The following is a 14217-nucleotide window of genomic DNA, read 5'->3' as shown; positions in this document are numbered from 1 at the left end:
TTTTCTACGTATTGCAGATAAACTTTCATTAAATTATAATCATTAAGTAGACTAAAAAGTATCAAGAAGTAAATGAGAGGAGCTTGAGCGATGAACATTGGTATACCGAAAGAAATAAAAAATGGTGAAAATCGGGTAGCATTACCGGCGGCAGGTGTTTTAGATTTAGTGAAACAGGGTCATAATGTCTTTGTTGAAACGAATGCTGGGCTAGGTGCATCGATCCATGATGAAGAATATGAAGCTGTAGGTGCGACGATCGTTAAGACCGCAGAAGAAGCTTGGGCTCAGGAATTAGTGTTAAAAGTAAAAGAACCATTAAAAGAAGAGTATCCTTATTTAAGAGAAGACCTAACGTTATTTACTTATCTTCATTTAGCAGCGAATAAACCATTGACCGAGGAATTAATGAAACGTAAAGTGAAAACGATTGCCTATGAAAGTGTTCAGTTGGCGAACGGAGAATTACCGCTATTAGCACCAATGAGCGAAATTGCTGGGCGGTTAGCGGCACAAATCGGTGCTCAATTTTTAGAAAAAGTGCCGGAAGGAAAAGGTATTTTACTTGGCGGCGTACCAGGTGTTAAAAAAGGGAAGGTAACGATCATCGGTGGTGGGATTTCTGGCTGTAATGCGGCGAAAATCGCATTAGGCTTAGGTGCAGATGTTACGATTCTAGATGTGAATATCAAGAGACTGCAGGAAATAGACAATCAATTCTCTGGTTCTGTGAAGACTCTTGTTTCAAATCATTTTAATATTCAAGAAGCAGTGAAAGAAGCGGATCTTGTGATCGGTGCAGTATTGCTTCCAGGACACAAAGCTCCTGTTTTAGTAACAGAAGAAATGGTCAAATCTATGCCGGAACATTCCGTGATCATCGATATTGCGATCGATCAAGGCGGAATTTTTGAAACGATCGATGAAGTAACAACGCACGAGCATCCAACCTATACCAAACATGGTGTGATCCACTATGCTGTCGCAAACATGCCGGGAGCTGTTCCGCAAACAGCAACATTTGCTTTAGCAAATGCAACTCTGCAGTATGTTTTAGAACTAGCCAATAAAGGCTTTGCACAAGCAGTTGAGCAAAATCCTGCTCTTTTAGCGGGGGTCAACACATTAAATGGTGCTTTGACAAATCCAGCAGTTGCTGCAGATTTAGATTTAACTTACACTTCGGTGGAATCTGTTTTATAATAAATCAAAAAGTCGAGAGGAGAGTTGTGGACGTGACGAAACAAGAATCTTTACATTTAATTGAGAAATTATCCAATGCGTCCGGTGTATCAGGTTTTGAAGATGATGTTGTAGCGATTGCAAAAGAATTTTCAGCACCTTTTGCGCAGGTGGAAGAAGATCATATCCGTAATGTGTACATGAAGGTCGGGGAACATAAAGCGGATAGACCAACAATCTTATTTGATGCACATAGTGATGAGGTCGGCTTTATCGTTCAAGCTATCAAACCCAATGGCACATTACGTTTTCTACCACTAGGTGGCTGGGTACCAAATACGATCCCTGCTCACCGCGTGCGTATTAAAACAGCGGATGGTAAGGAAATCCCTGGAATCATCGCTAGTAAACCACCGCATTTTATGACGGATGCAGAACGCAAAGAGACACAAACCATTGATGATATGGTTATTGATGTCGGCTGTATCAGTGCGGAAGAAGTCACAGAAAAGCTAAATATTGCGATCGGCGATCCAGTGATTCCTGATGTTGCATTTGAGTATTTGGAAGAGACAGATGTGATGATCGGAAAAGCATTTGATTGCCGCATCGGCTGTGCTTGTTTGTTGGAGACACTACAAGAGCTTTCTAAAAAAGAGACTCCCTTTAATTTGATTGGAACGATGACTGCCCAAGAAGAGGTCGGTGAACGCGGAGCAACGGTTGCTATGAATAATGTCAAACCAGATTTGGCGATCGTTTTTGAAGGCTGTCCAGCAGACGACACATTTTCAGAAGAGTATATGATTCAATCAGGACTAAAACGGGGACCAATGCTTAGAAACTTTGATGTCTCTATGATAACGAATCCGCGTTTCCAACGCTTTGCCAAAGAAACGGCTGAAAAGTATGGATTACCTATGCAGAGTTCTGTCCGAAAAGGTGGCGGAACGAATGGTGCGATCATCAATTTAACGAATAAAGGAGTGCCGGCAATCGTGATCGGTGTACCTGTCCGTTATGCACATACGCACTATGGCTATGTTGCCTATCAGGATTATCAAGCAGCGTATCAGTTGGCAGTTGCAATCGTCAATGACTTAGACCAAGCAATGATCGACAGCTTTTGATCACAAAATCAAAATTAGGAGGAAAAGAATTATGAACATGAAAAAGTGGGCACTGACAACAGTAGCAGCCAGTGCATTAGTTTTGGCATTAGCAGCTTGTGGTTCAGGAAATAAAAAAGATGACGCGGCAGATGACAAAAAACAAGTCTTGAAAGTGTTGGAAAGCGCTGAATTACCAACAATGGATATTTCGCAAGCGACAGATGTTGTAAGTTTTTCTGCAATCAGTCAAGTAATGGAAGGGTTATACGAATTTGCGGATGATAGTACATCAGCACCAGCAATCGCTAAAGAAGTCGTAGAACCAACAAATGACGGAAAAACGTATACCATCAAGTTACGTGAAGATGCAAAATGGAGTAACGGTGATCCTGTCACAGCAAATGACTTCGTTTATTCATGGAAACGTACAGTAGAACCAAAAACAGGTTCAGAATATGCGTATTTATTCGATGGATTTGAAAACTATACAGCTATTTCTAAAGGAGAAAAACCTGCGTCAGAACTAGGCGTCAAAGCATTAGATGATTACACTTTAGAAATCAATCTAGAGTATCCAATTCCGTTTTTATCTTCTCTTTTAGCTAAACCAACTTTTTATCCATTAAATGAAAAATTTGTGGAAGAAAAAGGAAAAGACTATGGAACAAACAGCGACAATATGATCTATAACGGACCATTCACATTAGCAGATTGGGACGGCACAAGCATCACATGGAACTACATCAAAAACGATAAATACCGTGAAGCAGACAAAGTCAAATTAGATGAAGTCAACGTTCAAGTAAGTAAAGAAATCGGTACAAACGTGAACTTATTCAAAGCGGGCGAAACAGATATCGCACCAATCAAAGGCGAATACGTAGATCAAGAAAAAGACAATCCAGAATTAGTGACACGTATTTATCCATCGACTTCATATTTACAATACAATACTGAAAATGAGATCTTTGCGAATAAAAACGCTAGAAATGCCATCACAAACTTGATCAATTCCGATCAAATCGCGAAAAACATCTTAAAAGATGGTTCAATGGCAATCGAAGCATTTGTTCCTAAGGGGATCGCAAACCAAGAAACAGGCAAAGATTTTGCTGAAGAAGCAGGCGCGTTGATGAAGACAGATATCGAAGGCGGCAAGAAGCTTTGGGAAGATGCTAAGAAAGAGTTGGGCATTGACTCAGCATCGATCACATTATTGACGTCAGATACAGATTCAGCGAAAAAATTATCTGAATATGTTCAAGGTCTATTGACTGAAAACTTAAGCGGTTTGAAAGTAACGATCTCAAGTGTACCGTTTAAAAACCGTTTAGACCAAATGAGCAAGGGCGATTTTGATGTTGTACTAGCAGGTTGGGCAGCAACATATGCTGATCCGTATGACTTTTTACAATTATTCAGAACCGGCGGCGAACAAAACTACGGCAAATTCAGCAACGAAGAATTTGACAAATTATTACAAGAATCAGCGACAACTTACGCAACAGAGAACGAAAAACGCTGGGATACATTATTAGATGCGCAAAAAGTATTGATGGAAAATTCACCAGTAACACCATTATATCAAGCATCAGAGGCTTTCTTAGTCAATGAACGAGTAGAAGGATTAGTGTACCGTGCAATTGGTGCTCCTTACTATAAAAATGTGTCATTGAAATAAGCTCACAATAAAGAAACTGACCGAGGAATATGACAAATGTCTTTTTTCGGTCTGTTTTTATTAGGAAAATGATCTCAATCAAAAAGGAGCAAATCATGAAATTAGAAAAAATGCGTCAAGAGACGTTTAAGGACTATGTAGCCTTAGCCATTTCCGAATATGCAAAAGACAAAATCAAAGCGGGTACTTGGTCCGAATCAGAAGCTTTAGGTTTAGCTGAAAAAAGTTTTACGGACTTGTTGCCCGACGGCCCAGAGACAAAAGACAATTATCTCTTCTCTCTATTCATTTCTGAATCAACAGAAGAGATCGGGATCATCTGGATAAAGGTCACTGATCAAAAAGGATTTATTTATGATTTTATGATCGACGAGAAGTATCGTGGCCAAGGTTATGGTAAGCGAGCTTTGAGCACGATTGATGAATGGGCGCGTGAACATGGACTTCAAGAGATTGGCTTACACGTCTTTGCACATAACGAATCTGCCTACCACTTATATAAAAAGATGGGGTATTTGGAAACAGACATTACGATGGTTAGAAAGATAAAGTAACAATAGTAACTAACAAAAAGTACTGTGAGACGACACTAAAATAATCATGTATTGAAAGAAAATAAAACAGATCGAGTCCTGACAACGGACATTATTCGAGCTGTTTTTTTTTGATTTCAGCAAGAATATTCAGAAAAAACGGTTCTCAGATTGTCAAATTAAGTGCAACATTTTTTATGCGTTAGTATTTCGCCTAGTTATTAATTTTAAGAATTTTGTCTTTTGAGTCAAATACTCTGATAAAATAGACGTATTAGAAATAATAGAAATGAAGAAACGAGGAAGAAAAATGTCAATTAAATTAAGAAATATTAGCGTGCCTATCTTGTTTACACTAATCAATCTATATTTTTCATCTCTTCTGTATAAATATATGTTCCACCATAATTTGCTAATAAATAATAAGGATATATTAGAAAACAATATAGTTTTCCGATTTTTGATAGATTTTATGGGAAACTTCTTCTTTGTTTTTCTCTTGATGGTACCTATATTTTTTAAAAAGTGGCCACTAAAAAAATTTGGAATAACTAATAAAAAAACGGCTATTATTATTATTTTGAGTGCTGTTTATTTAACGTTGTTTATATATAATCAAGATTTTACAATGTCAGGTTGGTATACTTCTTTTTATTATCTAATATTCGTAGCTTTTTCAGAAGAGTTTATCTTTAGAGGATACTTATTTAATAAAATTGATCACGAGTATAGTTTTTGGGTAAGCGTGTTTATTAGTGGCGCAATTTTTGGAATAGGCCATGCAATTTTACCTACAATTATGCACGCTGAAAGTATATCTTATTTCATTAATCAAGCATTGAGTAACGTTTTTGGACAAGGGATACTCGCTTCCGCATTTTTTTCAATAGTTTTCAAAAAGAGTGGTAATCTCATGGTCCCTGTTTTAATCCATGCAATCTTAGACTACCTCGGTATAGTATTTAGCTAGCTATTCATAAAAGGTATATCTTAGACATCGACCTTAAATATGTTTTACTGAGCTAGCATTATGGAATTAAAGTTATTGACTTATTATAAAAAATCTCAAAAGGCGTTTTCCAATCCAAACATTTTCTAGGTCGATTATTTAATTTATAAATGACAGATTCAATATATTCTTCTGTAATAGGTGTCATATCTGTACGTTTTGGTAAATATTCTCGTATTAATCCATTTGTATTTTCATTTGTACCACGCTGCCATGGAGACCAAGGATCTGCAAAATAACAATCAATGCCACATACTCTACTGAAGTACTTGTATTTTGCAAATTCTGGTCCCCTGTCTGGTGTAATAGTTCTACGTTGCTTTTTCTCTAGAGGAGACATTAATTTTACAATCATATCCCTTACACAGATTGAATCATTTTTAGGAATTCTGCCAGCTAGTAAAAATCGAGATTTCCGATCAACGAGTGTGACAAGACATGATTTTCCTCGGTGTCCTAATACAGTATCAGCTTCCCAGTGCCCAAGTTCTTCTCTAGCCTCAGCTTTTGTTGGGCGCTCATGAATCGTTTTCACATCCGTAAATCTTCCACGGCGATCACCAATTCTTTTATTCACTGATTTTCTTCCTTTTCGTCTTAACATTTTGCGTGCACCAGGACTACCTACAGGAAATCCTTCATCAAATAGACCCTCATAAATAGAGCGATAAATAGTAGGGTAACTGACAATCGATTCATTGCTCTCTAAGTTAATTCTATTCGCTATCTGTTCTGGAGACCATTGGTCTTCAAAAAGTAGTTTGCAAATGGTTTCTTTATAAGGTGATTGATTTAAGATTCTCTTTCTCCCGCATTTCTGTTTGTTCTTATGATACGATTTTTGGGCTAGAGAAGGTGAGTATGTTCTAAACTTTGTAGTGTTCCTTTTAAGCTCCCTCATAACAGTTGACGGACTTCTTTTGATTAAGCGTCCAATTCTACGAATAGTGAATCCAAAACCATGATAGAGAAAGATCATTTCTCGTTCACGTATAGTAAGGTGTGTGTATGAAGTCATAGCTGAATACCTCCTAGTTGATAGAATTCGTCAACACTATTATAACAGGCTTTTTCGCCCTCAATTTTCAGTGTTACACTTAAATTATACATTCTAGTTGACAAAAAGAACGTATGTTTTTATATTGGTTATAAGAAATAGAAAGAAAAGGAAGTGGAAAAAATGATCGATCATATTGCATTAAATGTAAGCGATATCGAAAAGAGTAAACAATTTTACAAAGAAGTATTAGCCACTTTAGGCAACGAAATAAAATTGGATTTTGGTAAGTCAGTAAGCTTTGGTGAAAAGGACATTACTAATGGAGATCCAGGGGGAAGTTTTTGGCTGTCAGAAGGAGAACCGCGCTTTTTTCATATTGCTTTTAGCGCTGCTTCGAAGGAAGAAGTTAATAAATTTTATGAGGTCGCTTTAGAAGCGGGAGGAACAGATAATGGTAAACCAGGGGACAGACCGGACTACGGAGCTGGTTATTATGCAGCCTTTATTATTGACCCAGACGGGTACAATATCGAAGCTGTTTATCATGGATAACGCTAGCAAATTATCAAGTAGTAAGAGAATCCCGTTAAAACCTAAAACAAATTAATGCATTCTCCAAAAGAAACCTTTATACTAAAGAGACGAAGAAACAGTTTCTGGAGGGGAAAAATGAATAATAACGACATACTGATTCGTTTACGCTATGCACTGGATATCAAAGACACCGACATGATCAAAATTTTTAAATTAGGTGAGCTGGATGTGACAAGAGATGAGTTACGAGTATTACTAACGAAGCAAAAAGAAGAAGACGAGCTACCACGAGATGCTGTTTGTGATGATCGAACACTGGAAGCGTTCTTGAATGGATTGATCACGTTCAAACGAGGCAACCCGCCAGTTAAAAACGGGGCTGCACCTAAGCCGACCTTTTTGATCACGAGTCAGCGTAATGTGAATAATGTGATGTTGAAAAAAGTCAAAATCGCTTTGGCACTGACCAGTGATGATATGCTGGATGTTTTGCGATTGGCAGGAGTTTACGCTTCAGATAGTGAATTAAGCGCGATTCTTAGAAAAGAAGGTCATAGAAACTACAAAGAATGTAAAGACCGTTATGCGCGAAACTTCTTAAAAGGATTAGCCATCAAGTATCGTGATCTATAATAAACTACGAAGGATAGAACTAGTAAGCAACAACTGGTTTTATCCTTTTTTCTACAAGTACTGAATGCAGGACGGAGGACACAATGAAAAAGATCGAGCGAATTTTAGCGACCATTGTATTACTGTTGGAAAATGACCGCATTTCAACTGCCCAATTAGTGGAACGATTTGCGGTAACCAAACGGACGATTTTCAGAGATATTGAAACAATTGAGCTAGCTGGTTTTCCTATTGTTTCTCATTCAGGACGCAATGGCGGCTTTTCACTGATGGAGTCCTTTAAGCTGCGCACCTATACCTATAGTGGGGAAGAAAAACAAACGATTCTCGAAGCACTGGATGTCAAAGAAGGTTTGTTTGGCATTTCCGATCAGCGAAATACGATCAAAGAAAAAATCGAACTGCTTCAAAAATCGACAAACATTGGGGAGCCAGTCAATCAACATTTTTCTTTTGAATCACCAACGATGCATCGACCGGAAATTGAATTAGAAACAATGTACAAAATCAATCAAATCAATCTTGCCTTAAAGAAGCATCAAAAGTTATTGATCGATTATATCGACAATCAAGGGGAGCATACTGAACGAGTGATTCATCCTTACGAAGTGATACTCAATAATGGCAGTTGGTATGTGTATTCTCACTGTGAAAAACGAGAAGCATTCAGGTATTTTAAAATCACCCGAATTCGTCAATTAGATGTTCAAACAAGGACATTCACCCCTGTCGATTCTTCAAGGAAGAAGCAAATCGAACACCCTGGCAGTGCTATTCGATTACAGTTTCCCAAAAAAGATTTAGGGAAATTATATGATTATTACACAGAAGCTGAAATTCAAGTATTGGAGACACACATCGAAGTCAATCTATACGCGAATCAACAAAAAACGATTTTACCATTTTTGTTGATGTTTGGTCATGGCGTGAAGGTCATTGCACCAGTAGAATTACGTACGTTGCACCAACAAGAAATTGCTAAACTAGCACAGACATACAGCGATCAAAGTATGGAGGAAATAATAGATGGAGATCGATAATCTACTACCAGTAACGACCAGACAAGAGTTGAGAGACTGGCTACAAGAAAATAGTAACACTCAAAAATATTGTTGGGTGATCGTCAGTGTTAAACCTGAACCAGGTAAAATCCAATATCTGGATGCAGTTGAAGAAGCACTATGTTTTGGCTGGATCGATGGAATCAAAAAGAAAGCATCAGAGACTCAAACAGCTCAACGATTATCGCCAAGAGGGTCTAAAAGCTCATGGACAGAGTTAAATAAAGAGCGGGTTCGCCGATTAGAACGCTTGGGAAAGATGACCGAACACGGTAGAAAAATTTTACCAGATATGCGGACAGCTTCTTTCAAGATAGATGAAGAAATTGAAAGACGTTTAAAGGAAGAAGCGATCGGCTATCAAAATTTTCTGGCATTTCCAGAATTGTATCGTCGGATTCGAATCGATACGATTCAAGGCTACAAAGAAGTACAGCCGGAAATCTTTGAGAAGCGATTAGCAAAATTGATTGAACATACGAGAGAGAATAAAATGTATGGTGCTTGGCATGACGATGGCCGTTTATTAGAATGATTTTTTGAATTGATACTTGACTTAGAGTTCACTCCAGCGTTTATGATAAAAGAAACTGAAACGTGAAGGAGCAAAGAAGATGACAACACAAACGCTATATCTAATGAGACATGGAGAGACTCTCTTTAATCAAAAGAAAAAAATTCAGGGTTGGTGTGATTCACCTTTAACAGAAAAAGGTATTCGTCAAGCTCAAATTGCTGGTGAATACTTTCGTCAGCAGGGAATTGTGTTCGATAATGCTTATGCATCAACCTCGGAACGAGCGAGTGACACATTAGAACAAGTCACCAGTATGGCTTATCAGCGAATCAAGGGTTTGAAAGAATGGAACTTTGGCGCGTTTGAATCTGAGAGTGAAAGCTTAAATCCATCCTTACCATATGGGGATTTTTTTGCAGCATATGGTGGAGAAAAAGAAGCGGAGTTTAGAGACCGTATTGCTGAGACCGTGTTTTCTCTAATGAAAAATTCTGGAGAAATCGTTTTAGCTGTGTCCCATGGTGCTGCCTGCCGACAATTTATGCGTGCGTGGGCTCATACTAGCAGTATTGATCAAAAGGAGCGGTTAAGTAATTGCTGTATTTTGAAATTTGAATTTGAAGATGATGCGTTTCGTTTACTTGAAATCATCAATCATGATTTTTCAAATTTATAATTATTTTGGGCTTTATGCGTTTGGCGAAAGAAGGGTTGCTTCTGCTTGGCATTTAGCTAAATGACTAGGCTGTAACGCCTGTCAGTATATTTATTGAGATAAGTGAAGTAGCTCATAAACCGTACCGGTCTCTACAAGTTCTTTTGGTATTTGCTCAAAGAAATAAAATTCTGCATATGCCCATTTATCAGGATTATAAATAAGAGCTTTACCTAAAGAGAGTTCAGGTTGTAGAGAAAATACTGGAGCGGTCATCTGTTCAGTTGCCTGAATACAGTGCTCAATTTCGAGAACATAGCTTGCTTGAGTGAAATTTTCTGATAGCTCCAAATGAAGTGGAACGCCAATAGCGATTTGCTGCCAGCCAAATGAAGCTAGAATATTATCGTAAAAGCCCTCAAAAATAAACTGATTCATGCCGGCATGCTCCTTCCAAAAATACAAAGGAGCATATTCTTTTTTCAAAGGAGTATCGATGATTAAATAGGCCTTTAGGAATAAGTCCGGGAAATGATCAGTTTTACTTCCATTTTTACTGACTCTTTGTCTAATGATAGCCATATCATAATCATTTGGTAAGGTAATTTTATACTGCATTGCATGCATAAATTTGCACGTCCTTTCTTCTTTGAACTTATTATACAAACAAGTGGCTAATGTGTATAATGGAAAAATAGCATCATGATTATTCCTAATTGGAATAGAAGGAAGTAGGAATAAAATGGAAACCAATGATCTCAAAATTTTTTACGAAGTTGCTCAGCTACGATCAACAATCAAAGCAGCAGAAAAATTGAATTATGTTCAATCAACAGTTAGTAAAAAAATAGCTCGTTTGGAAAATCAGCTTGGAAAAAAATTGTTTCATAGAACAAATAGAGGAATGACTTTGACAAAAGAAGGAGAGCAGTTTTTAACGTATGCAGCACAAATTTTAGCAACTGTTTCGGAGTTGGAGGAAGCATTTCAGATAGAGGAAACACAAATACGTATTGGCAGTACGCAATCAATCACTAAAAATCATCTGCAACGCTACATTTTTGATGAAACAGTCGAGATCTGTATCAAATCAATTACTGAGTTGATACAAGGAATAAAAGCGGGGACGATTGATTTTATGATCGTAAATAAAAAGATCAAGGATCAACAGCTAAAGGAAACTCAGAGGATAGAAGAAAAAATCGTTTGGACTCAGGCAAAAGGAAATAACACAGAGCTTTTCAAAAATAAAATTCTTATTAGTAGAGATAAGGATTGTCCATACAGGAAAGCGACTCTGGATATTTTGAATGAAGAAAAGCAACTGGAAATCTCTATTATCGAGTTAGATACATTGGATATTATGTTAACTATGCTTGAAACAAATAAAGCAGCAGCAATTTTACCGAAACAGTTAGTAACTGCAAATGAAAAGTTACAAGAATTGCCGAATCAAGTGCCGAATCAAGGGACGATTTATGTCTATGCTGGAAAAAAAAATCCAATAAATAAAAAATTTAAACTCTTATAGCAGATAAAAAGAGAGGGAGTCGAAACTAGTTTTAGTTTCGGCTGCCTCTCTAAGCTAAATAAGTGATTATTCTTTAGATTTATTTCTTGTTGCGATACAAAATATCTTCCGTATCTGAACTTGACCAGATTTTTCCGTTTGGCGCATCGAAGTCTTCAGCGGTTAAATCAATACAGCGGATACGTTGGTTATTGTACGTTTTATAGTAATATTTCAACGAGCTATTCATCATGATCGATGTATACTGGGTGTAATCGTAAGAATCTGTTGTTTGTACGAGTCCTTTTGGAACACTCACGTTGGAAAGAACATGGAATGCAGCGGTTACTGCGTCTACTTCTGATTCGACCTCTTGTAAACAAGATTTCAGAAAGGCCGCCCGAATAAAACGTGAGGGTGATGTAAAATCACCTGGAAGGCCGAAAGAACCAGCGCCTTCGCCGAAAGGTCTCATGATGATGTTTTGCAATTGAAATTCTGTTTTTTGAGTCGTTGAAAGACCGATATAGTTTCTAAGGTTTGTCACATGCCATAGATAGTCTGGGCTGTTAGTCATCACGCCGACTGTATTATCATGGATTTGCAGGATTTCATCAATATATTCGATCACGATGCTTTGACCTGAGGCATCAGTAACGACCCAATGAAGAGGTAAAACAGTCTCAAGAAAGTCTAATGAAATGTTTTCTATTTGGGCATTTTCCATCACTTCAGCGGCTTCACGAACCGTTGCGCAAGAAGAAAGTAAAAATGGAACAACATCATGTGGGGCTAAGGGATATGTTTTATCATGTGCTTGATCATTGTAGTCGGCATAACCTGAAAAATAAAGAGTTGCACAAGACAAGCCTTTTTCATTTAAACCATCGGCGAAAATGAAAGCATCATTTTCTTGTCGTGCCATCCCTACGAAGGCATAGTCATTTTTATGATTGTCACTGTCATCATTATTAAAAACAAACTTTTTTCTAGGAATAAAGGTTGGCTCTGCTTCTAAAACTACACCAAAATCCATTGTTCGAGCCAATAAAACATCTTGCTCATCAGTCGTCATCGTGATACTTGTACACATGGAAATCTCTCCCTCTTTTATAAATGTTCTCTTTTTAAAATTTTAACGTACTTTTATGACAGAGACAAACAAAAGACTATAGTATTAAGCATTTATTAAACTAAAAACTGTAAAATCTATTAGAAAGGCTAAATGATTTTACAGTTTTTTTTAGTTATTCAATTTTTTCGTTAATTAGAAAGGTTTTCGCCGTTCGATTCAATGACTTGTTTGTACCAATAGAAGGACTTTTTACGGCTTCTTGCCAAAGTGCCATTTCCTTCGTCATCACGGTCAACGTAAATAAATCCATAACGCTTGCTCATTTCTCCAGTCCCCGCACTGATCAAATCGATACAGCCCCATGGCGTATAGCCGATCAAGTCTACGCCATCTTCGATCGCTTTATCCATCTCAATGATGTGTTGTTTGAAGTAATCGATTCGATAGTCATCACTGATCGAACCATCTGCTGCCACTTCATCAAAAGCACCAAGACCATTTTCTACGACCATCAAAGGCACTTCATAACGAGAATAAATCTGATTCAATGTATAACGCAGACCGATTGGATCGATTTGCCAGCCCCAGTCGCTGCTTGGCAGATATTCATTTGAGACACCGCCAAATAAATTACCACCAGATTTATCATCTCGTTGGTCTAAGTCATCAGCGATACAAGTTGTCATGTAATAACTAAACGTATAGTAATCGACCGTTCCAGCCTGAAGGATCTGCTGATCTTCTTCAGTGATTTCCACATTAATGTTATTTTTTTCAAAATAACGCTTCATGAAATAAGGATATTTTCCTTTGACTTGAACATCACCACAGAAATAGTTGAATTTATCGTTGATTTGTTGTGTTTTCAGTACATCTTCAGGGCGGCAGGTTTTTGGATACATCGTGATATAAGCCAACATACAGCCAATTTGAAAATCTGGATTGATTTTATGTCCTGCACTTACTGCTTTCGCAGAAGCAAGAAAGACATTATGCAGTGCTTGATATTGTTCCGTTTCCGTATATTCACGATTGAATAGACCGCTGATCCGTAACCCATGTTCCATTGTACCAAAATTAATTTCGTTGAAGGTCAGCCAGTATTTTACCTTGTTTTTGTAGCGCTCAAATAAAGTCGTGGCATAGCGTTCATAAAAACCGATCGTGCGTTTATCTAAAAAGCCATCATATTTTTTACCCAAATGAAACGGCAGCTCAAAATGAGAAATCGTTACAAGCGGCTCAATGCCATATTTTGCAAGTTCATCGAAAACATCATCATAAAATTGTAGTCCAGCTTCATTAGGTGTTTCCTCATCTCCATTTGGAAAAATTCGTGTCCAAGCAATCGATAAGCGGTAAACCTTAAAGCCCATCTCCGCGAATAAGGCGATATCTTCTTTATAATGATGGTAAAAATCGATCCCTGTATGGCTTGGATAATAATAGTTCTCTGTATCGATCGTCAGATCAAAGGTTCTGCGGGTTCCTGCGGTCCTGCTCCCTGCTCGATTGTGATCGTTGATGGAATCACCTTTGCCATCTACATCCCAGGCTCCTTCACATTGATTAGCAGCAGTAGCGCCGCCCCATAAAAAATTCTTTGGAAAAGTCATGAATTTCTACTCCTTCATTAGTCAAATTTATTTTAGTTGAAAATGGAAAACTTGCGGGAGGATGAGTTCATTCATTTCCCGCAAGTTTATTTAAATCTC

The 14217-nt window shown here is 37.7% G+C and carries 15 protein-coding genes; 11 read left to right on the top strand and 4 right to left on the bottom strand.

The window, feature by feature from the left end; genetic code table 11:
- Window positions 1-90: 90 nt before the first annotated feature.
- The 5 genes from ald to CC204_RS10915 all read left to right on the top strand — a co-directional run bounded on the left by ald (window position 91) and on the right by CC204_RS10915 (window position 5478).
- Entirely contained in the window at window positions 91-1203 is a 1113-nt protein-coding gene (gene ald / locus CC204_RS10935; RefSeq protein ID WP_088270158.1) for an alanine dehydrogenase, read from the top strand.
- A 32-nt stretch (window positions 1204-1235) separates the two neighbouring features.
- On the top strand, window positions 1236-2312 hold the full coding sequence (locus tag CC204_RS10930) for a M42 family metallopeptidase (protein WP_088270157.1): 1077 nt from the start codon (window positions 1236-1238) through the stop codon (window positions 2310-2312).
- Between the two features lie 31 nt (window positions 2313-2343).
- Window positions 2344-3975, top strand: a complete 1632-nt coding sequence (locus tag CC204_RS10925; protein WP_088270156.1) for a peptide ABC transporter substrate-binding protein — start codon at window positions 2344-2346, stop codon at window positions 3973-3975.
- Window positions 3976-4070: 95 nt separating this feature from the next.
- Entirely contained in the window at window positions 4071-4529 is a 459-nt protein-coding gene (locus tag CC204_RS10920) for a GNAT family N-acetyltransferase (protein WP_088270155.1), read from the top strand.
- A 289-nt stretch (window positions 4530-4818) separates the two neighbouring features.
- The gene (locus tag CC204_RS10915) at window positions 4819-5478 is read left to right on the top strand and encodes a CPBP family intramembrane glutamic endopeptidase (RefSeq protein WP_157894270.1); all 660 of its coding nucleotides are present in this window, start codon (window positions 4819-4821) and stop codon (window positions 5476-5478) included.
- Window positions 5479-5536: 58 nt separating this feature from the next.
- Here the strand turns inward: CC204_RS10915 and CC204_RS10910 are convergent, their stop codons facing one another.
- On the bottom strand, window positions 5537-6535 hold the full coding sequence (locus tag CC204_RS10910) for an IS30 family transposase (RefSeq protein WP_088270153.1): 999 nt from the start codon (window positions 6533-6535) through the stop codon (window positions 5537-5539).
- Window positions 6536-6697: 162 nt separating this feature from the next.
- Between CC204_RS10910 and CC204_RS10905 the strand changes: the two genes are divergently transcribed.
- The 5 genes from CC204_RS10905 (at window position 6698) to CC204_RS10885 (ending at window position 9938) form a co-directional block, all read left to right on the top strand.
- Entirely contained in the window at window positions 6698-7069 is a 372-nt protein-coding gene (locus CC204_RS10905; protein ID WP_088270152.1) for a VOC family protein, read from the top strand.
- Between the two features lie 117 nt (window positions 7070-7186).
- The gene (locus CC204_RS10900; RefSeq protein WP_088270151.1) at window positions 7187-7684 is read left to right on the top strand and encodes a YehS family protein; all 498 of its coding nucleotides are present in this window, start codon (window positions 7187-7189) and stop codon (window positions 7682-7684) included.
- An 83-nt stretch (window positions 7685-7767) separates the two neighbouring features.
- Window positions 7768-8724 carry a helix-turn-helix transcriptional regulator gene (locus CC204_RS10895; protein WP_088270150.1) on the top strand — a complete coding sequence of 319 codons (957 nt, stop codon included), beginning with the start codon at window positions 7768-7770 and terminating at the stop codon, window positions 8722-8724.
- A complete protein-coding gene (locus CC204_RS10890; protein WP_088270149.1) occupies window positions 8711-9280 on the top strand; it encodes a YdeI/OmpD-associated family protein in 570 nt (189 codons plus the stop codon). The genes CC204_RS10895 and CC204_RS10890 overlap by 14 nt, the downstream gene beginning before the upstream one ends.
- A 79-nt stretch (window positions 9281-9359) precedes the next feature.
- Entirely contained in the window at window positions 9360-9938 is a 579-nt protein-coding gene (locus tag CC204_RS10885; RefSeq protein ID WP_227011136.1) for a histidine phosphatase family protein, read from the top strand.
- A 90-nt stretch (window positions 9939-10028) separates the two neighbouring features.
- Here CC204_RS10885 and CC204_RS10880 read toward each other — a convergent pair whose 3' ends face one another.
- On the bottom strand, window positions 10029-10544 hold the full coding sequence (locus tag CC204_RS10880; protein ID WP_088270148.1) for a DUF4865 family protein: 516 nt from the start codon (window positions 10542-10544) through the stop codon (window positions 10029-10031).
- 115 nt (window positions 10545-10659) lie between these two features.
- On the opposite strand from CC204_RS10880, the gene CC204_RS10875 reads away from it, so the two are divergent.
- Window positions 10660-11448: a LysR family transcriptional regulator gene (locus CC204_RS10875; RefSeq protein WP_088270147.1), complete on the top strand. Its 789-nt coding sequence runs from the start codon at window positions 10660-10662 to the stop codon at window positions 11446-11448.
- Between the two features lie 79 nt (window positions 11449-11527).
- Here CC204_RS10875 and CC204_RS10870 read toward each other — a convergent pair whose 3' ends face one another.
- Together CC204_RS10870 and CC204_RS10865 are read right to left on the bottom strand one after the other, a co-directional pair.
- A complete protein-coding gene (locus CC204_RS10870; protein ID WP_088270146.1) occupies window positions 11528-12520 on the bottom strand; it encodes a linear amide C-N hydrolase in 993 nt (330 codons plus the stop codon).
- A gap of 170 nt (window positions 12521-12690) precedes the next feature.
- Window positions 12691-14118 (bottom strand): glycoside hydrolase family 1 protein, encoded by a 1428-nt coding sequence (locus CC204_RS10865; RefSeq protein ID WP_088270145.1) that lies wholly within the window; start codon window positions 14116-14118, stop codon window positions 12691-12693.
- Window positions 14119-14217 lie beyond the last annotated feature (99 nt).

Source organism: Enterococcus wangshanyuanii, assembly GCF_002197645.1.
Lineage (GTDB): Bacteria > Bacillota > Bacilli > Lactobacillales > Enterococcaceae > Enterococcus_L > Enterococcus_L wangshanyuanii.
This window is presented reverse-complemented; position numbering and strand designations above follow the sequence as displayed.